The organism is Xenorhabdus entomophaga (assembly GCF_037996725.1).
Classification (GTDB): Bacteria; Pseudomonadota; Gammaproteobacteria; order Enterobacterales; family Enterobacteriaceae; genus Xenorhabdus; species Xenorhabdus khoisanae.
In genome coordinates, this window is record NZ_JBBMXH010000033.1 from 20,141 (window position 1) to 40,523 (window position 20,383).

Sequence of the window (20,383 nt, forward strand, 5' to 3'; positions counted from 1 at the left end):
TGGCAAGGTGTCAAAATACATATTTAAGATATTATATTCAAAGGCAAAAACACCAAGAATGGAAATATGAGAGACGGAAAAATGTGCTTAAGCTCCGTCATAATGCCATCTTAGCGATTTCGGTTACCTGCGGCCATTTCTGAACATTCCAACCATACTGGCTTATCGCTGGTTTTTATCCATACTTTATGCAAATAGCTATAAAAACGGGCACGATCACGGCGAAACAGCATGACAGGAAGCGCAATGACGCCCAATGATACAGCGCCAATACGCCGCAAGAGAACCTGATGCCAAGAATATTCACGATAACAAGAGTATTCACGATAAATAGACATTGGAACCTTCCTCATGGGCTGAATCTGTAAGATGTATAAAATCTTACCTGATGAAATGAAAATTTACCACTCATCCGACCACTTTTTTAGTGCTATAAATCACTTTTTTTCTCTGATGGCGTAATTTAATTACAAAATTTATACCTAAACAGAAATAAAACCAACAAATTGAAAACAAAAAATTAACCAATCAGAGTTTGCTACACTTGCTTTAATAACGTCTTATCAACTTATTCCATTTGTCATTTATACTTTTTTTATACTTTCAGGATCTCTTTTAACAACTTCTTTATGTAGTCATTTATATGCTGTAACTGGCTAATTATTAAAGAAATAGATAAGGAGATATACCATGGATATATTCCTCATTATTGGAATTTTTCTGGTAATTCTATTATTGGGCTACCTGATTTATGCGTTGTTAAATGCGGAGGATTTCTAAATGGCAGCATCCGCTTTTCTATTAATTGCCAGTTTTTTGCTCACTCTATTTTTATTGGGCAAACCTCTCGGCAATCTTATTGCCAGTCTAGTCGAAGGAACATTACCCCACTGGCTTACGAAAACAGAAACGGGCCTGTGGCGCTGCTGTGGCCTGCAAAAGCCCGGTAGCGACATTAAAGAAATGAACTGGTGGCAATACGCCCTCACCATTCTCACATTCAATATCACCGGATTACTTTTATTATTTATCCTACTGATAAATCAGGAATATCTTCCACTAAATCCACAACATCTCGCTGGCCTGAAATGGGATTTGGCACTTAATACAGCGATCAGTTTTATCACCAATACCAATTGGCAGGCTTATAGTGGAGAAAATACTCTCAGCTATCTGAGCCAAATGGCTGGCTTAACTGTGCAAAACTTCCTCTCGGCAGCGACAGGGATTTCCATAGCTTTCACCTTAATACGGGCATTTTCCCGCCAAGGTATTCACACATTGGGAAATGCATGGATCGATATAACGCGTATCACTTTATACCTCTTGCTTCCACTCGCTATTATCATTGCCTTATTCTTTGTCAGTCAGGGGGTTATTCAAAACTTTTCCTCCTATGTGCTCATCCATCCCCTTGAAGGCCAGCAACAGTTACTCCCTATGGGACCTGTTGCATCTCAGGAAGCGATAAAACTTTTGGGAACGAATGGCGGCGGTTTTTTTGGCGCAAACTCAGCCCATCCATTTGAAAACCCAACCGCGCTGAGTAATTTTGTACAAATTCTGGCTATTTTTTTGATCCCCTGTGCCCTGTGTTTCACATTTGGTCTGGTCGTCGGAGATAACCGTCAAGGATACGCCTTACTCTGGGCAATGAGCATTGTATTTATTGTTGCCGTGAGCGTTGTAATGTATGCCGAAGTTGCAGGTAATCCCCACCTTATACAGCCCAACATCAGTAACCATTTTAATATGGAAGGAAAAGAAACCCGTTTTGGTATTCTGGCTTCTGCTATTTATAGTGTTGTTACCACAGCGGCTTCCTGTGGTGCCATCAATTCAATGCATGATTCCTTCACCGCGCTGGGCGGAATGGTTCCACTTTGGTTGATGCAAATCGGCGAAGTGATATTCGGCGGCGTAGGTTCCGGCCTTTATGGCATGCTACTGTTTGTTCTGCTCGCGGTATTTATCGCAGGCTTGATGATTGGCCGCGCACCAGAATACTTAGGTAAAAAAATCGATGTTTACGATATGAAAATGGTCGCATTAGCGATTTTAGTCACCCCTTCCCTTGTTTTGTTGGGAACGACTCTGGCAATTTCAACCGACGCTGGACGCAGCGGGATTGCAAACCCCGGCGCTCACGGCTTTACTGAAATACTTTATGCGCTCTCATCCGCAGCCAATAACAATGGCAGTGCCTTCGCCGGCCTGCATGCTAACAACATCTTTTATAACCTGCTGTTGGGAACAGTCATGTTTCTGGGGCGCTTTGGTGTCATTCTGCCTGTTCTGGCTATCGCGGGTTCCATGATCCGCAAAAAACGCCAACCTATCAGCAGCGGGACCCTACCAACCCACGGTTCTCTCTTCATCGGGTTATTAATTCTGGTTATTCTGCTGTTCGGCGCGCTCACGTTTATTCCTGCTCTGGCTCTTGGCCCTGTCGCAGAACATTTACAACTTTGGCAGTAAAGTGTGAGGTAACTCATGAAAAACAAACAACAAGTCTTATTTGAACCCACTTTAATTCGCCATGCCTTCATTGATTCGTTCAAAAAATGCCATCCAGCCCATCAATGGCATAATCCCGTCATGTTCGTTGTTTATCTGGGAAGTTGCCTGACCACTGCCTTATGGTTCAGCCTATTAGTAGGGAAATTGGCCGGGAACGCGATATTTACCAGTCACTTGCTATTCAACAATGACTTACTGTTTACTGGTGCGATTGCACTCTGGTTATGGTTTACCGTGCTATTTGCCAACTTTGCGGAGGCACTGGCTGAAGGGCGTAGCAAAGCTCAGGCATCCAGCTTAAAAGGTGTAAAAAGAACCAGTTGGGCAACAAAACTGGCATCACCCAGCCGTGAAGCCACAAAGGAAAAAGTCATTTCTGACACGTTGCGCAAAGGAGACATAGTGCTGGTAGAGGCGGGGGAAATTATTCCCTGTGATGGCGAAGTCCTTGAAGGAGGTGCTTCTGTTGATGAAAGTGCCATTACAGGAGAATCAGCTCCGGTCATTCGCGAATCAGGAGGAGATTTCTCTTCTGTTACTGGTGGCACGCGGGTTTTATCAGATTGGTTAATCATTGAATGTACCGTCAACCCGGGGGAGACTTTTCTGGACAGAATGATCTCAATGGTTGAAGGGGCCAAACGACGCAAAACACCCAATGAAATTGCCCTTACTATTTTACTCACTGCATTAACCATTATTTTCCTGCTGGTTTGTATTAGTCTTCTGCCTTTTTCTTTGTTCAGTGTGCATGTTAATCAATCGGGTACTCCTATCTCCCTTACCGTATTAGTGGCACTACTGGTTTGTCTGATCCCCACCACCATTGGCGGATTACTTTCAGCCATTGGTGTTGCCGGAATGAGCCGTATGTTAGAAGCCAATGTCATTGCCACAAGTGGGCGGGCCATTGAAGCGGCAGGTGATGTAGATGTTCTGCTATTGGATAAAACAGGCACGATTACATTAGGTAATCGTCAGGCATCTCAATTTTTACCTGCACCCGGCGTAACGGAACAGCAATTGGCCGATGCCGCCCAACTTTCTTCCCTTGCGGATGAGACACCGGAAGGACGTAGCATCGTGATTCTGGCAAAGCAACGTTTCAATATGCGTGAACGCGATCTTCGGACGTTAAATGCCACATTTGTTCCTTTCTCTGCCATGACACGTATGAGCGGCGTCAACATTGGAGATCGCATGATACGCAAAGGTGCAGTCGATGCTATCCGTCGCTACATTGAAGCCAACCACAGCCATTTTCCTCATGCGATTGATCAATTGGTACAGCAAGTTGCCCACAAAGGAGAAACACCTCTCGTTGTTGCTGAGAATCAACAAGTCTTGGGCATCGTTGCCTTAAAAGATATTGTTAAAGGCGGGATCAAAGAGCGTTTCAGTGAAATGCGCAAAATGGGGATCAAGACCGTAATGATTACGGGGGATAACCATCTGACTGCCGCAGCCATTGCAGCGGAAGCAGGCGTTGATGATTTTCTGGCAGAGGCCACTCCCGAAGCAAAATTGGCCTTGATTCGCCAATATCAGTCTGAAGGACGTCTGGTCGCCATGACAGGTGATGGTACAAATGATGCACCGGCACTGGCACAAGCGGATGTTGCGGTTGCGATGAATTCGGGAACACAGGCGGCAAAAGAGGCAGGCAATATGGTGGATCTGGATTCCAATCCCACCAAGCTGATTGAAGTTGTGCATATCGGCAAACAGATGCTGATGACTCGCGGCTCCCTGACAACGTTCAGCATTGCCAATGATATCGCCAAATATTTCGCTATCATTCCTGCTGCTTTTGCCGTCACCTATCCACAGCTTAATGCCCTGAACATCATGCACCTTCACTCGCCAGAATCTGCGGTGCTGTCTGCTGTCATTTTCAATGCGATAATCATTATATTTTTGCTTCCATTAGCCTTAAAAGGCGTCAATTACCGGCCAATGAACGCACTGTCACTCTTACGCCGAAATCTATGGATTTATGGCCTTGGCGGTTTGCTTGTCCCCTTTGCCGGCATCAAGATCATTGACATGTTACTCACTGCATTAGTTTTTAAATAAGGTGATGAAAATGATTTGGTTACGCTCTTCAATTGTTTTGCTGACATTTCTTACCCTAATTACCGGAATTGCCTACCCACTTCTGGTGACAGGGATATCAGATGTCCTATTTCCCCATCAGGCTCAAGGTTCGTTGATCAAGCAAAATGGCATATTGGTTGGTTCTGAATTAATCGGCCAGAACTTTACGAAACCCGTCTATTTTCATGGACGTCCTTCCATGACGGCAGAAAAACCGTATAACACACTCTCATCCGGAGGCAGCAACCTCTCTGTGACTAATCCGGTGTTGATCAGTAAAATTCACGAAAACACCATTAAAGCACGCCTATTTAATTACCCCGAAAACCTTTCGATTCCTGTCGATTTAGTGACAGCTTCCGGCAGTGGGCTTGATCCCCATATCTCTCCTGCGGCAGCCGATTTTCAGGCAAAACGCGTGGCGACAGCCCGCCATTTACCGCTACAGGTGATTGATGAATTAATTCAGAAAAATATTAAACACCCCCTACTGGGATATATGGGTGAACCCGTAGTCAATGTACTGGAACTGAATCTGGCACTGGATAACCTGAATACAAGCAACCTGAAAACAGGCGACCTGAATACAAGAGGTAAATAAGCGATGGCTCAAAATGAACCTCAACGTCCTGATCCAGATGATTTACTGGCATTGGCAAATGAAAAATCTCGCGGCAAACTCAAAATATTTTTCGGGGCTTGTGCCGGTGTCGGCAAAACCTATGCCATGCTACAAGAAGCCCAACGCCTGCTGGCTCAAGGTCTGGATGTTATTATCGGCGTTGTTGAAACCCATGAGCGGCAAGAAACCGCCGCCCTGCTGAAAGGATTACCCCGATTATCATCAAAATACTTCCACCACCACAAGCGAAGGGTTGCCGCATTTGATATTGATGCCGCGCTCGCCCGCCATCCTGCCATTATTCTGATGGATGAATTGGCATTCAGTAATCCTCAGGGTTGCCGGCATCCCAAGCGCTGGCAGGATGTTGAAGAATTACTGGAAGCTGGCATTGATGTTCTGACCACCATCAACGTGCAACATTTGGAAAGCCTGAACGATATTGTCGGTGGTATTACGGGTATTCGTGTTCGGGAAACCATACCCGATCATATCTTTGATCAGGCCGATGATGTTGTTCTGGTTGATCTTCCCCCTGATGATCTGCGCCAACGCCTCAAAGACGGCAAAGTTTATCTTTCAGATCAGGCCGAACGGGCCATTGAACATTTCTTTCGTAAAGAGAACCTGATTGCTCTGCGTGAACTGGCGCTACGTCGTACAGCAGATCGCGTTGATGATCAAATGCGTGCTATTCGGGATACCCGGGGAAAAGCTCCTGTATGGCATACACGGGATAATTTGTTGTTGTGCATTGGCTACAACGACGGCAATGAAAAATTAGTTCGGAAAGCGGCTCGTTTAGCAGCAAAGCTAGATTGTGTCTGGCATGCCGTTTACGTTGAAACCCCCAGATTACACCGGCTGCCAGAAAGCAAACGGCGTACCATTTTGAAGGCCCTGAAACTCGCCCAAGATCTGGGCGCTGAAACCGCAACCCTTTCCGATTCTCACGAAGAAAAAGCGATCCTGCGCTACGCAAGAGAGCATAATCTGGGCAAAATCCTTATTGGCCGCTATTACGACTCGCACCCGACACTCTTTGACCCTACACTCTTTGGCTATAAATGGCGTCCCGATTTTTCGGAAAGACTGGGAAAACTAGGCCCTGACCTTGATTTGATTATCGTTGCTTTGGAAGACAAAAAACGCTGGGATAAAGAACAAAAAGATAACCGATCATTCAATGAAAAATGGCGGGTCCCGATTCAGGGCTTCATGATGGCTATCGTGCTCTGCGCCCTCATTACTCTATTTTCCCGCACTTTCTTATTTACCCTTGATAAAGCCAATCTGGTGACACTCTACCTGCTCGGTGTTGTCATCATCGCCCTTTTTTATGGTCGTTGGCCGTCAGTTTTTGCTGCTTTTGTCAACGTCATTAGTTTCGACATTTTTTTTGTCCAACCGCACTGGTCACTGGCGGTTACGGACATGCAATACCTGCTTACATTTACTGTAATGCTGATTGTCGGGGCTGTCGTGGGAAACCTGACTGCGGGTATACGCTATCAGGCCAGAGTTGCCCGTTATCGTGAGCAGCGCACACGGCATCTATACGAGATTACCCGTGAACTGAGCAAGGCTATGAATGAAGAAGATATTGCCCGTATCAGCTATCACTTTTTATCCAATAGTTTTCAGGCAAAAACAGGGCTGTTACTGCCAGACAGCAACCATAATTTATATCAGGTAAAATCCAATGACGGTGGTCAGATGCAAATTGACGAAGCGGTTGCCAAATGGTGCTTCAATAAAAAACAACCTGCCGGTGCGGGTACTGATACATTACCGGGAGTACCTTACCAATTATTGCCTATTGCCACACCTTCACAGGTATTTGCCATTCTTGCCATTGAATCCTCTAACCTGCGTCAACTGCTCGTCCCGGAACAACAACGGTTATTACAAACCTTCACGGGAATTATCGCCAATGCACTGGAGCGCTTACACCTTACCCGCAGCGCTGAATCTGCCAAATTGGAAACCGAGCGGGAACAACTCCGCAACTCATTGTTAGCCGCCTTGTCTCACGATTTACGTACTCCGTTAACTGTGTTATTTGGGCAAACAGAAATCCTCATGCTGGATTTATCCGCTGAAAATTCAGTGCACACCCAACAAGTTAACCAAATCCGCCAGCAAATTCTCAGCACCTCACGATTGGTTAATAATCTGCTGGATATGGCGCGCATCCAATCAGGCGGAATTCAGCTCAATCTCGAATGGTATTCGCTGGAAGAAATTGTCGGCAGCGCTTTGCGTTCACTGGAATATACCCTTAATCGTTATACCGTAGAACTTTCTCTGCCTGCCAATTTACTTCTGCATTGTGATGCCGCTTTGTTGGAACGCGTTTTTATCAACCTGCTGGAAAATGCCATAAAATATACCGATGAACATACCCCTCTTGGTATAAAGGCCACCATTGAACAAAAAATAGACCAAAGACAGGTACATCTCGAAGTCTGGGATGCAGGGACAGGAATTCCCCCCGAACAGGAACAACTTATTTTTGATAAATTCTCACGCGCCAGCAAAGAATCTGCCATACCGGGTGTCGGATTGGGTTTAGCCATCTGCCAGTCTATTATTGATATTCACGGAGGAAAGATATGGGCAAATAACAATAAAAAAGGTGGAGCCAGTTTTCACTTTATTCTACCGTTAGAAGATCCACCTGAAATTGAAGACGCCCTTGAGGAAATGTGAGTACAACTAATCTGAATACAGCTACTGTCAGTACAACGCATGTTCGTACTATTAAAAACAGTACTATCCTAATCGTCGAAGATGAAAAAGAGATCCGGCGTTTTGTCCGATTAGCATTGGAAGGAGAGAACTGGCAGGTTTTTGAATGCGATACATTGAAACGAGGTTTAATTGAAACCGCCACCCGCAAACCCGACTTATTGATCCTTGATTTGGGATTGCCTGACGGCAATGGCATTGACTTGATCGAAGATATACGCCAATGGAGCGATATCCCAATTATTGTGCTTTCTGCCCGTGACAGTGAACAAGATAAAGTCATGGCTCTGGATTGTGGTGCGGACGATTACCTAAGTAAACCTTTTGGCATCAATGAATTGATCGCCAGAGTTCGCGTTGCCCTGCGCCGCTCATCTAAAGCCAACCAACTCGACCCTGTGATTCATTTTTCAGATATCCAAGTGGATCTGGTAAATCGTCGGGTGTTAAAAGGGCAGGATGAGCTACACCTGACCCCCATTGAGTACCGCTTACTGACCGAACTGCTCACTAACAGTGGCAAGGTGCTGACTCAACGCCATTTACTTAATCATGTTTGGGGGCCAAATTTCGTCGAACACAACCATTATCTGAGAATTTACATGGGACACCTGCGACAAAAATTAGAAGCAGATCCCGCCCGCCCCAAGCACTTACTGACAGAAACAGGGATAGGTTATCGGTTTATGCCTTAAACAATCTGTTTCAATAACCTACCCAAACAATCTATTTAAACAATCTACCTTTAACTGCCCGGTTTCGGCTATTCATATAAAGCCGCATACCGTAAAAATCATGCCCCAAGATAAAATCCAAGGGCATGAGATTCATAAGTCCATAAGAACAAAATAGCGGCACACTACTTTCGGTAAACACACGGTGAACTCACCTTGTTGAAGACTTTCCGTTTCGTCAGGATTGGAACCCGGTTCTATTCGAAACGAGGTTTCCTATGCCAACATTACGTTACACTTCACGCGAACAGCAGCTGCAACATGTCTCCAACTGGCAGGCCAGCGGGCTGACCCGTAAACAGTACGCCCATCAGCATCAGCTCAGCCCTAAAACACTCGCTCGTTGGATTATCAACGTAGCACGTCCCCTCACGGATAAACCGGAAACCGCTCCGTTTATTCCGGCCATTGTCACGCCTGCATCTTCCCCCACAACGGCTGCCGTGACGCTGAATCTGGCACGCTGCTCCATTACCTGCCAGCCCGATCAACTGGCCGCCATCATGGCGGAGCTCAACTTATGTTCATGCCCAAAACGATTTGGCTGGCTCGTGATCCGGTGGATATGCGACAGGGCATCGATACCCTGACCCATCTCGTTGCCGGGCATTTGACCCTGACCCCGGAGGCCGATACCGCCGTAGTCTTCTGCAACAAGGCCCGTTCACGCATTAAGGTGCTACAGTGGGATCGGCACGGCGTCTGGCGGATATCCTGAGCCTGCTGGAGACGGCAAAAGCCAATCAGCTCGATCCGTTCGTGTGGTTACGCGATGTGTTGACGCGATTACCGTCGTGGCCGAACAACCGACTGCAAGAGCTGTTGCCGTACAGGGGTAATACCTTCCAATAACATCCTCAAACCCCCAACAAAAACTTGCCGTGTTTTTCAAGGTGAGTTCACCGTGTGTTTACTTATAAACGCGAGCCGTTACACTTACTGACTATTAAATCAGCAACAGCCCGACCAATCCCTTCGTTTGCACCAACTACAAGGTATGTTTTAATTGTTTCGTTACACATTGAGATAAGCCAACGTTCTATTCTTAAATAAATAATCCTCAACGAGAACTGTGTATTTTCCTTGCTCAAATCGGTATGAAACATACCCACTACTGTCAAGCTTGAGTTTCTGGAATGCGGCAATAACAAAGGAAGCAGAGAAGCCATGAGTTACTACAGCAATCGACGAATCGCTTTTTTCGTAAACATCTTGGATAAAGCTTTCTACACGGGTAAAAAGCTCGCCCCTTGACTCAGCCCCTTCACATATCCTATGGTTTTCTCGGTCTCCTGTCGGAGATGCTGGAACAATGAGTTTATTGTGTTCATCCTGATCCATTCCTTCATGTTTCCCAAATGACATTTCACGCAATCGCGAATCAAACACTATAGGTAGCTGTGTTCCTGAAAAAATCTCATTTGATGTCTGCTGGCAACGTTTTAAGTCCGAAGAATAGACTTTTGTGACATCATCGATAGCACCTGAATCCACCAGTTTTTTCTTTACCAGTCGTGCCTGTTCAAGCCCTTTTTCAGTGAGGCTAGAGTCAAACCAGCCTCCAACACGTTTATTCACACCATGGGTAGCTTCACCGTGCGTAATTAAGTATATTTTCTTCATGTTCACCTCAACACATAGTTACATTCGTGGTCACAAAATCATTAATGTAGTTGCTAATGTTAGAAAGCTCAGTCTCGATCAATTTCTTGACAGCATTGTTGTCAACAGGAATAGAATCCATAATTACAAGAACATCATCTGGCTTCTTTAGTGGACTACCTTTATAGGTTTGGATATGAACTTGACAAGGTGAGCCAAACTCTTGATAGATCTGGTTCGCCAACTTATGACAGAAGTAGCCATAAATCTTCCCAGTGTGGTCTATCGGATTTTTCCCACAAGGTGCTTCAATGCTCATCGGGCGCATCGGTGTTATCAGGCCATTTAGGCGATTCCCGCGCCCGACAACTCCTACATCACCTGTATCTGCAGCAGAGCCTAATTGTAACGTAAACACAAGGTGAGTTCACCGTGTGTTTACTACTTTCGGCGGACAGGCAGCCCTGTACCACGCATTCCTTCCTGAGGTAAAACCAGGACTGCTGCTGACCAGGCCGGCATGGTAACTTCACCCTTTTCCGTTATTTGTATCCCCGCAGCCAGAGAATCCTTGCCCAATTCACGTTGAATATCATTTAATCTCAACCCGCCAACGTTCAGATCCTTAACCGTGATAGACCACGGAGCAGCATTAATCACCACCACTAAACCATCAAATCGCCAATCACAATCATGAGATGTCGTATTGCCATCATCAATGGTCATTACCAATAATCCTATTTGCTGACGTGGGCCAACATTTACAAAATCGACTCGTTGCTTAACGGCAGCACCATCACCCAGCGTCATCAAAGGTGAAAATTGACGTAACCGCAATAACTCCTGATAAAAAGCGTTCATCTGTAATAATTCACGTTGGCTTGGTTTTTTTGCCCGATTTTTAACGCGATTAATCAGTGGGTAATTGTTACCATCATTGCTACGTTCCGGCATTCCCACATCATAATTATTATCCTTGTAGTCATAGCTCACACGATTAAACCAATCACCTGCATTATAAGAATCACGGGTAAACGATTTTGAGCGTAATAACTCCGATCCTTGCTGATCAAAAGCCAACCCTTGCCCAAGAAATATTGTGGCAAGAGAAACTGCCTGCATACGAACCCTTGTCATAAGATCCGCCTGCGGTGCAGCTTTATAACTAATGATATCCCACAACGTTTGATTATCGTGCTTAGAGACATAATTCAGCACTTCAACAGGATCTGAGGCATAACCCGCAGCGACACCTTTATAATCAATTTCCCGACCGGCTTTCACTGCACCCTCTTTATCAATCATGACAAAGTCAGCCAAATTGCCAGCCATACCAATACGCACCAAATCCCACAAATGGCGAATTTCATTTGCGTCTAATCGCGCAATTTCATTGGGTAATGTTCCGACGCCATTACCCACTCCCTGATTAATGCGGATACTGTCGGCAAAATCAAACGGTCCGCCGCCACGCACAGCATCCCTTAGCCTGTCAGAGAACGTACCAATGCCAGTCCCCTTCAGATTCATCTGTGAAGCGGTTTCAAACCGATCGTCCTGTCCGGAATTCCATCCCTCACCGAAAAAGTAGATCGACGGATTAATAGCGCGGACTTTTGCCAAGGCCGATAAAATTTGTGCTTTGGGGTGATAACCCATTAAATCGAATCGAAACGCATCTATCTTATATTCTTTAACCCAAGTCACTAGAGAATCTTCAATAAGCTTGGCAAACATACGACGTTCCGGTGCCGTATCGTAACAACACGTATTATTTTCAATGTGGCCGGTTATTTCATCCAACCGGTGGTAATACCAGGGCACAATCTTATCCAATACCGACGTTCTGGCTGTCGGGCCAGCGCCATCGGTATGGTTGTAAACAACATCCATGATTACATTCATGCCCAATTGCTGTTTAATGGCCTGTACCATAGTACGGAATTCTTTTATACGATCTGAACCTTCAGGGTTAGTCGCATAAGAGCCTTCAGGTACTGTGTAATGAAACGGATCATAACCCCAGTTATAAGAATCCGTTTTTGCCACCAGAGTATTTAATTCCTGCACTTGCGGATTATTAATACTGTCGTTACGTTGCAATTGCTGCAAAACCTCCCGCACAGTCAATGAGCTGGTCAGTGAATCATGGCAATAAGCAGCAAAACGGCTATTTTTCACCTCTGAGTTGATTTGGCACAGGTGACTAAAAGGCTGATCAAGATCGGCGACCTGATGGCTAAATTCATTCACAGAAGAGATATCAAACACAGGCAACAGCTCTATATGCGTCATTCCTGCCCGACTTAGGGCCTTAAGGTGTTTGAACATATCACTGTTATTGTCAGTCAGTGCCAAATACTTACCACGCCAACCTTCTGGTATTGTCCTATCTGAAACAGAAAGATCGCGGATATGGGCTTCATAGATAGCCATGCGCGCAATATCCGTTGGGGTATTTTGCGGATGCGGGGCTAACAGGTTATCCCAATTTTGAGGTTTTAAAGATTCGTCACTCAGATTGACAACCTGACTATATTCCGAATTGGTGGATAGACTGTGAGAATAGGGATCGGTCACTTCATAACGTTCAATATTGCGAGAATAGGGATGAAATACCTTCAAAGCATAGCGGTAATAAGCCCCGATTAAACACTTATTTCCCTGCCATGACCAAGAACCACTCTCTGCGTCACGCCGCATGGCATGTTTAGCGATAACGTGTTTATTTTTATCATAGATAACCAACCCAACTTCTTGTGCGGTCGGTGCCCACAACCTGAAAATCACGCCTTCATCGTTTATCTTCGCACCATATTCCAGTTTATCAGCAACATCGGCAAAACGGTCATCCAGCACACCAGCAGTTTGCACTTGAGTTGCCGATATCAGCAAACCTTGCTCATTGGCCGCCACGGCCAACAAATCTCCAGCCAGTAGTTGATCAATATCTGTATGCTCAGGTAAACGGAATGCCGCCCACTTCGCCAAATGAGGGAACTTTTTCTTTGTCTCCTGACTCAGGATTGTCGGTTTCAGAGTTAAATAATGATCGGTCAAAGTACCTTGTTTATTGGCCTCTATTTTTTTGTTTTTATTGTAATACAGACGAAAAATGGCTCCGCCGTCACCACCTGACCATAATAGCGTCTGCCTATCAACCCAATGTGCAGAAGCCTGAGAAATTTTGGATTCAGAACCAGAGGCTCCTGCACGACGCAGGTAGATTTGTTCACTTGATATCTGATTCAAACTATGTGTCACTGGCTCCTCCTGAACTTTGAATAAATAATTTTTATATTGAGTGCAATTTGCGAGCAATAAAATAAATAACCCGCTGAATAAAATAAGATAAATCTTTCTCCAACAATTCAATTTCATAGTTAAATATTTTTATATGGGAAGATAACATCGATCATTTTATTTTTAATAAAGACGAAAATAATGATTAAATATTGTATTAGACATTCCCGCCTCATCCTTTTATCAATAAAGATGGGAGGAGAATAAAGGATGAACTATTTATTTGTTGTTTACCCACACAGGACTAATTGAATATGAGTACATGGCTGATTTATGCCTTACTCTCAGCGCTGACAGCAGCACTGGTGGCTATTTTCGGTAAAATCGGATTGCAAAATCTGGATGCCAACACAGCAACTGCCGTACGCGCCGTTATCATGGCATTGTTTCTCGTTGGTGTTGTCGTAGTACAAGGAAAGTTAAATCTTATCAGTGAAATTCTGACCAATCGTAAGGCGCTGCTGTTCATTCTATTAAGTGGAGTTGCCGGTGCTCTCTCGTGGTTATTCTATTTTCTGGCTATCAAACATGGCAACGTTTCCCAAGTGACGCCGATCGATAAGCTAAGTGTGGTATTTGCCGTAATTTTGGCGGTGATCCTATTCGGTGAAAAGGTTTCTCTGGTTGCTGCCGCAGGCGTTGCCTTGATTACCCTAGGTGCTTTGATGGTTGCTTTGGGATAAAGCGCCATAGCCGCCATCAATAACACCCATAAAAATGAAAAAGCCGCAGCAAACGCCACGGCTTTCATTATTCGAGTCAAAAAAAGAGATCGCTTAACCCGCAGCAAATACTTGATTGACGATTTCCAGCGCTTCTTGCTCAATTCTTTCGCGATGTTCCGCACCAAGGAAACTTTCACAATAGATTTTGTAGGCTTCTTCCGTGCCAGAAGGACGGGCAGCAAACCAACCGTTATCGCTCATTACTTTCAGCCCCCCAATGGAAGCACCATTACCCGATGCCGTCGTCAGGCGGGCAGTGATCGGATCGCCAGCCAGCATATCGGCTTTAACCATTTCCGGCGATAATTTGGATAACAACGCTTTTTGCTGATGGGTAGCAGCGGCCTGAATACGGCTATAGCTTGGTGTACCGAATTGAGCCGCCAGTTTGTCATAACGCTGCTGTGGATTTTCTCCGGTCACTGCGGTCATTTCAGCAGCCAGCAGACACAGAATGATGCCGTCTTTATCCGTTGACCACGGTGTACCATCAAAACGCAGGAAAGAAGCCCCCGCACTTTCTTCTCCGCCAAAGCCCAGTTCACCTTTATGCAAGCCATCGACAAACCATTTAAAGCCGACAGGAACTTCGACTAATTCACGCCCCAAATCAGCGACAACACGATCAATCATGGCGCTGGAAACCAGTGTCTTACCCACGGCGACATTTTCAGGCCATTGTGGACGATGGCGGAATAAATAATCTACTGCCGTCGCCAGATAATGGTTAGGATTCATCAAACCAGCCGGTGTGATGATCCCGTGACGGTCATAATCAGGATCATTGGCAAAAGCCAGATCAAACTTACCACGCAGCTCCAACAACCCTGCCATTGCCCAGCGAGATGAGCAATCCATGCGGACCACTCCGTCATGATCCAGTGTCATAAAGCGGAATGTCTGATCGATCTTGTCATTAACCAACGTCAGATCGAGATTGTAGTATTCTCCAATGCGCTGCCAGTAAGCAATGCCAGAGCCGCCTAATGGATCAATACCGATTTTCAGGCCGGCTTTCTGAATTGCGGCCATATCCACAACTTCACCCAGCGCTATAACATAAGGGTCAACCAAATCCTGTGGATGAAGATACTCACTCTTCAATGCCTGTTCATAAGGCAACCGTTTTATCCCGTTAAGATCATTCGCCAGTAATTCGTTGGCTCGCCGTTCAATGATGGCAGTCAAATCGCTATCGGCTGGCCCACCATTGGTGGGATTATATTTAATCCCACCGTCTTCCGGCGGATTATGAGATGGCGTGATCACAATGCCGTCAGCCAGATTTTTTCCCTGACGGTTGTAACATAAAATGGCATGGGAAATCGCAGGCGTCGGGGTAAAACCGTTATTCTCCTGCACAATCACATCCACGCCATTTGCCGTTAACACTTCCAATACGGAAATAAACGCCGCTTCTGAAAGCGCATGAGTATCTTTACCCACATAGCATGGCCCTGTAATTCCCTGCTGCGAACGAACTTCTGCAATCGCCTGAGAAATAGCCAGAATATGAGCTTCATTAAAACTGTTGCGTCCAGAACTGCCGCGATGACCGGAAGTACCAAACTTGACTTTATGTGCTGGATTTTCGGGATGGGGTTGTAAGGTGTAATACTGTGATGTGAGCTGGGCAACATTAATTAAATCATGTTGCTGGGCGGGTTGTCCCGCTCTTGGGTGAATTGCCACGTTCTTTCTCCTGGGAGGCTGCACTGGCTTACCTTCCAGTGCAGTATAAATAAGTTAAGTGCTTTAGTGCAGCTAACAGGGCTGAACTAAAGGGCTAAACTAAATAGTGCCACACACTTTTTCAATCAAATTTGCCGGAAACTTCATATCCTGCATGACATGTTCGATCATGCTACGTTTACGGTCAGTGTTAGTATTTGTGATCACCCAGAAAGGGGTACCGGGGATATGACGTGGCTTAGTCTGCTTGCCGCTGGCCAAAAGTGTGTGCTCATCACCCGCAAAATAGGTGCGGGTACGGCCGTGCATTGCTTCCGTTGTTTTAGAAAAACTTTCACTGTTCAAGCTATACAGCGTGGACAGGATCAACATAAAGCGCTCAACGGATTTTTTCTTTTCAGCGTACTCATCGGAAAGCAGTAATTCGCGAATAACGCGAACAGCATCACGAGAACGGGCAACAGGAGTTTTATCAACAGAGATAGGATCGTTGGCAGGCGGTGTAATTTGTACTGGCTGCCCGGCGTCCAATTTCAATATGCGCCGTAAAATATCAGATGCACTTTCACCGATATGCAGAGTTTGGCTTGCAATAAAGCGGTAAAGGTCTTCATCAACTTCTATCGTTTTCATTTCTATCCAGTACTGTTCTTAATGAAAAAATTATCCTGAGATTATAAGATATAATGCCTCAAAACAAAACAATTAAACTTTCAATAACTTAAAGTGATTCTTTTTAAAATTACTAATCTTTAAGAAAGCGACTCTCCTTTAAAATAAATCAATCAGTTACAACTCTTTCACCCCATTGAGTTTGTCACGGCTTGCGTGTCATGATATTAAACATCTCAATATTAAACATTGTATAAATGACATTAAATTCAGGCAAATCATGAAGTCAAATAGTCAATTAAATTATCATTTTCACACACCGGAAAATCCGCAATCATCCACACCCATTGTCTTGATTCATGGACTTTTTGGTGATTTAAGCAACCTTGGCGTATTGGGGCGTGATTTACAGCAACATTATCCGGTGATTCAAATTGATGTGCGTAATCACGGTATTTCACCACGAATGGAAAACATGGATTACCGCAATATGGCACAAGATGTTCTGGCACTCCTTGATGAACTGAATGTGCCAAAGGCCACGATTATCGGGCATTCCATGGGTGGAAAAATCGCCATGACCATGACAGCAGTTGCACCAGAACGTATTGAGAAAATTGTAGTGATCGATATCGCTCCCGTTGCTTACCCCGTCCGCCGCCACGACAGTATTTTCGCGGCACTGAACAAAGTCACGGCTGCAGGTGCACAAACCCGGCAAACAGCGACAGACATTATGCGTCAGGATATCCGGGAAGATGGTGTTATTCAGTTTCTGCTGAAATCGTTCCGTCAAGGGGAATGGAAATTCAACCTGCCTATCCTGCAACAGGAGTACGAAAAAATTATCGGTTGGGAACGTATTCCTGTGTGGTCACAGCCAGCATTATTTATTCGTGGAGGAAATTCTGATTACATTACCGAAGAATACCGGGAAGATATTATTAGCCAATATCCACAAGCGACAGCATGGGTTGTTGCAGGTTGTGGACATTGGGTGCATGCAGAAAAACCTGAAGCAGTGCTCAGAGCGATTCATCGTTTTCTGGGAACAAAATAATGGTATTATCAACTCACATTCAGTGAGTTGATAAAAAACAAAACATATATAACATATGAATTCCTTTTAAAAATAAGTCCATCTTTATTTATCACACCTATCCAAAAGAAAGAAGCAATATAAAAATAATTATATCTAACTCATCACCGAGCCTCTAATATATAATAAGAAAAACCATTCAGTATTTATTACATCAATACTAAATAATATAACCCATAGATAAGTAAAACACCTTAACTTTAATTAAGGGTAAACAATATGAAAGATAACGCCTTATATGACCCTATCGCACATCTTTACGAAAGTTTTTCGGATGCAGCTCCCCATATAGAGGTGGAAATCCGAACCATCTTTAATCTGGCCGGAGATATAAAAGGAAAATCAGTATTAGATTTAGCATGTGGCTATGGTCTATTTAGCCGGGAATACAAAAAACGAGGCGCTTCAAAAGTTATTGGCATTGATATATCAAAAACCATGATAGGAATTGCAAAAAGTAAATCGCAACAATACGGTGACGATATCGAATTTCATTTAAGAGATGTCAGCAAAATGGAATCATTTGGCAAATTTGACATCATCAATGCTGCCTGGTTATTCTGCCATGCAGAATCCCTCGAAGCCCTTGAATCCATGTTTCGTGTCATTGCCGACCAACTTAATCCTTCCGGTAAATTAGTTGCTTATACATTTGAACCTGATTATCGGTTAGAGAAAGGGAATTATGAAAATTACTGTATAAAAGTGCTTAGTGAAGAACCAGTGAAAGACACAACCCTCGTAAAAGCTGAATTTCTGACTACACCTCCCACTCCTTTTACAATGCATCGATGGAGCCGTGAACAATACCAAGAAGCGATTAAGAAAGCAGGCCTCAAACACTTTGAATGGCACAAACCCATGCTGTTGCAAAGCGATATTGATAATTACCCTCCGGGTTTTTGGGATAATTTTCAACAGAACTGCCTTGATACTGCACTTGTTTGTCAGTTTTAATAAGATAATCCCCCGGATTTCGGGGGATTATCTTTATATCCATTTTCGGATGTAAAATAAAATCATACATGTTCATTTCACTTATTAGTCAAATCCGCCGGTTATTTATATTAGAGAATGAAATAAAATAGCCTAATAGAATAGGCTATTAAAACATTTAATCCATAATAAAAGAATTCATTCTCTCTACTACGCTATCAAGCAATTTTGGTGTACATGCCGACACCAAACTACCACCAAACATTACTTTTTCCCGACGGCCGTCCAGCGAACAAAAATCCCCGCCTGCCTCTTTAATACAAGGTAAGATAGCAGCGCTATCCCACGGTTTCATCAAAGTATCAATGGCACAATGCAGACGCCCGGCGGCGACCATTGCATGTTGGTAACAATCATTGACAAAAGTAAAATCACGCGCTGCTTTTACCAATGAATCCAAATTATAAGCGATTGTGCCATCGGCAAGATTATAGCTTGTGCTGTGTATTCCTGAGGCAGACATTACCGCCTGTTCCACCCTTTCCGGTGAGTTCTCTGCAATTTTGAGTTGACGCAGTGGCTTGCCTTCAACGCTCATCCAACAACCTTCACCTTTTGCAGCATAAACTACTGTTGAAATTGCCGGGAAGCTCATCACACCAACTACAGGCTCACCTTGTTCAACAAAAGCAATCAATGTACTGAATAATGGAATACCATATAAAAACGCTCTTGTACCATCAATAGGATCAATTACCCAACCTGATTCAAATTTTTCTGCACCTTCCAGACCAAACTCTTCTCCCAAAATAGGTACGCCCGGACTGCGTCTGGTGAATATGTCACGAAGCTCTGTTTCTAACATCAAATCAGTCTGGGTAATAACAGAACGATCAGGTTTATAATCAAATTTCCCTGCTCCGTCAAAAGCATCCTGCGTTTTTTTTCTTATTGCGGCTACTGCTTCAAGGGCTATCTTCAACATCTGTTTATAACTCCTTGTATCATTTTCAATGGTTATACTCTAACATGGAAAAATGATAAAAAAATATAAAATAGATAACCACTCCAGAATAATATTCCAGAGTGGTTAATAATGTATTTTTACTGAGAAAGCTGTCATCATTACTGCCGCTTACCCAGAGCTTCCTTAATTATAAATATTGCATTCGATTTAATATATTAAACTTATTCAACATTATTATTTTATTACCACATCCCGGTTAACTAAAAAATAACCGCAAAAATTCTTATACACTCCACGGTCAGAATAACAAGGATCATATATAATTTTTCCTTTATTGTCTGTTTCTCTTACCTTAGAATTACCGGGTTTATGTGCCCAAATTCGGTCCCAAGGTTTATCTTCTCTACCTGCTTGGACAAATTTATACCAATGATAATCAAAATAACTCACATCATCATCAGTCGTATAAAGAGCAACAACGCAACTTGGGGATTTTTCTATATATTCTCTGTTATAGTCTTTTATTTTAATTAATCCATCTGCAATTGCTCCCTCTATAACGTTATCCTTATGCGCTTTAAAGTTTCCAGAACCTCCAGGTTGAGGAAAACCCAGGGCGCGAGCATACTCTGATTAATTTTCACCCAAAGAAAACTCTTGCCCGATAATCATCACACCAACTCGCTTTTTTAAGCTTATTTCTTTGGCTGGGTGCACCGCAAT

General features: G+C 44.1%; 19 protein-coding genes and 1 pseudogene. 12 read left to right on the forward strand and 8 right to left on the reverse strand.

The genetic code is table 11. The features are described 5' to 3' along the window. Positions 1-110 precede the first annotated feature (110 nt). Positions 111-338, reverse strand: coding sequence for a YbfA family protein (locus AAC854_RS08980; RefSeq protein WP_187652998.1), 228 nt, complete (start codon positions 336-338; stop codon positions 111-113). Positions 339-690: 352 nt separating this feature from the next. Here AAC854_RS08980 and kdpF point away from each other — a divergent pair, with 352 nt between their 5' ends. From kdpF to AAC854_RS09020, 9 genes and pseudogenes are all read left to right on the forward strand, one after another. Next, positions 691-780, forward strand: a complete 90-nt coding sequence (gene kdpF / locus AAC854_RS24250; protein ID WP_422824068.1) for a K(+)-transporting ATPase subunit F — start codon at positions 691-693, stop codon at positions 778-780. Then, positions 781-2,478, forward strand: a complete 1,698-nt coding sequence (kdpA, locus tag AAC854_RS08985) for a potassium-transporting ATPase subunit KdpA (protein ID WP_340616792.1) — start codon at positions 781-783, stop codon at positions 2,476-2,478. Positions 2,479-2,493: 15 nt separating this feature from the next. After that, positions 2,494-4,596, forward strand: coding sequence for a potassium-transporting ATPase subunit KdpB (gene kdpB, locus AAC854_RS08990; protein ID WP_340616793.1), 2,103 nt, complete (start codon positions 2,494-2,496; stop codon positions 4,594-4,596). Positions 4,597-4,606: 10 nt separating this feature from the next. After that, positions 4,607-5,218, forward strand: a complete 612-nt coding sequence (gene kdpC, locus AAC854_RS08995; protein WP_340616794.1) for a potassium-transporting ATPase subunit KdpC — start codon at positions 4,607-4,609, stop codon at positions 5,216-5,218. Between the two features lie 3 nt (positions 5,219-5,221). Further along, positions 5,222-7,951: a two-component system sensor histidine kinase KdpD gene (gene kdpD / locus AAC854_RS09000; protein ID WP_340616795.1), complete on the forward strand. Its 2,730-nt coding sequence runs from the start codon at positions 5,222-5,224 to the stop codon at positions 7,949-7,951. 50 nt (positions 7,952-8,001) lie between these two features. Further along, positions 8,002-8,685, forward strand: a complete 684-nt coding sequence (kdpE, locus tag AAC854_RS09005; RefSeq protein ID WP_340616809.1) for a two-component system response regulator KdpE — start codon at positions 8,002-8,004, stop codon at positions 8,683-8,685. A 257-nt stretch (positions 8,686-8,942) separates the two neighbouring features. Then, positions 8,943-9,314, forward strand: coding sequence for an IS66 family insertion sequence element accessory protein TnpA (gene tnpA / locus AAC854_RS09010; protein WP_340616796.1), 372 nt, complete (start codon positions 8,943-8,945; stop codon positions 9,312-9,314). Further along, positions 9,290-9,442 (forward strand): IS66 family insertion sequence element accessory protein TnpB, encoded by a 153-nt coding sequence (gene tnpB, locus AAC854_RS09015; protein WP_340616797.1) that lies wholly within the window; start codon positions 9,290-9,292, stop codon positions 9,440-9,442. The genes tnpA and tnpB overlap by 25 nt, the downstream gene beginning before the upstream one ends. Then, positions 9,424-9,576: pseudogene (locus tag AAC854_RS09020) on the forward strand (transposase domain-containing protein); the annotation flags it as partial. The gene tnpB and the pseudogene AAC854_RS09020, both read left to right, overlap by 19 nt. A gap of 162 nt (positions 9,577-9,738) precedes the next feature. On the opposite strand, the gene AAC854_RS09025 reads toward AAC854_RS09020, so the two are convergent. From AAC854_RS09025 to pulA, 3 genes are read right to left on the reverse strand one after another with little or no spacing between them, the layout of a single operon-like run. After that, positions 9,739-10,347 carry a histidine phosphatase family protein gene (locus AAC854_RS09025; protein WP_340616798.1) on the reverse strand — a complete coding sequence of 203 codons (609 nt, stop codon included), beginning with the start codon at positions 10,345-10,347 and terminating at the stop codon, positions 9,739-9,741. A gap of 7 nt (positions 10,348-10,354) precedes the next feature. Further along, positions 10,355-10,744, reverse strand: coding sequence for a methionine adenosyltransferase (locus tag AAC854_RS09030; protein ID WP_340616799.1), 390 nt, complete (start codon positions 10,742-10,744; stop codon positions 10,355-10,357). Positions 10,745-10,767: 23 nt separating this feature from the next. Further along, positions 10,768-13,590 carry a pullulanase-type alpha-1,6-glucosidase gene (pulA, locus tag AAC854_RS09035; protein ID WP_422824069.1) on the reverse strand — a complete coding sequence of 941 codons (2,823 nt, stop codon included), beginning with the start codon at positions 13,588-13,590 and terminating at the stop codon, positions 10,768-10,770. Between the two features lie 293 nt (positions 13,591-13,883). Between pulA and AAC854_RS09040 the strand changes: the two genes are divergently transcribed. After that, positions 13,884-14,312 (forward strand): EamA family transporter, encoded by a 429-nt coding sequence (locus AAC854_RS09040; RefSeq protein WP_340616800.1) that lies wholly within the window; start codon positions 13,884-13,886, stop codon positions 14,310-14,312. Between the two features lie 93 nt (positions 14,313-14,405). Here AAC854_RS09040 and pgm read toward each other — a convergent pair whose 3' ends face one another. Both pgm and seqA read right to left on the reverse strand, forming a co-directional pair. Continuing rightward, positions 14,406-16,046: a phosphoglucomutase (alpha-D-glucose-1,6-bisphosphate-dependent) gene (gene pgm / locus AAC854_RS09045; protein WP_340616801.1), complete on the reverse strand. Its 1,641-nt coding sequence runs from the start codon at positions 16,044-16,046 to the stop codon at positions 14,406-14,408. A 99-nt stretch (positions 16,047-16,145) separates the two neighbouring features. Next, positions 16,146-16,679 carry a replication initiation negative regulator SeqA gene (seqA, locus tag AAC854_RS09050; RefSeq protein WP_340616802.1) on the reverse strand — a complete coding sequence of 178 codons (534 nt, stop codon included), beginning with the start codon at positions 16,677-16,679 and terminating at the stop codon, positions 16,146-16,148. A 259-nt stretch (positions 16,680-16,938) separates the two neighbouring features. Here seqA and ybfF point away from each other — a divergent pair, with 259 nt between their 5' ends. Together ybfF and AAC854_RS09060 are read left to right on the forward strand one after the other, a co-directional pair. Beyond that, on the forward strand, positions 16,939-17,718 hold the full coding sequence (ybfF, locus tag AAC854_RS09055; protein WP_340616803.1) for an esterase: 780 nt from the start codon (positions 16,939-16,941) through the stop codon (positions 17,716-17,718). Between the two features lie 258 nt (positions 17,719-17,976). Further along, positions 17,977-18,714: a class I SAM-dependent DNA methyltransferase gene (locus AAC854_RS09060; RefSeq protein WP_340616804.1), complete on the forward strand. Its 738-nt coding sequence runs from the start codon at positions 17,977-17,979 to the stop codon at positions 18,712-18,714. A gap of 157 nt (positions 18,715-18,871) precedes the next feature. On the opposite strand, the gene AAC854_RS09065 is transcribed toward AAC854_RS09060, so the two are convergent. Both AAC854_RS09065 and AAC854_RS09070 read right to left on the reverse strand, forming a co-directional pair. Beyond that, positions 18,872-19,678: an inositol monophosphatase family protein gene (locus AAC854_RS09065; protein ID WP_340616805.1), complete on the reverse strand. Its 807-nt coding sequence runs from the start codon at positions 19,676-19,678 to the stop codon at positions 18,872-18,874. 216 nt (positions 19,679-19,894) lie between these two features. Next, positions 19,895-20,110 (reverse strand): hypothetical protein, encoded by a 216-nt coding sequence (locus AAC854_RS09070; RefSeq protein WP_340616806.1) that lies wholly within the window; start codon positions 20,108-20,110, stop codon positions 19,895-19,897. Between the last annotated feature and the right edge of the window lie 273 nt (positions 20,111-20,383).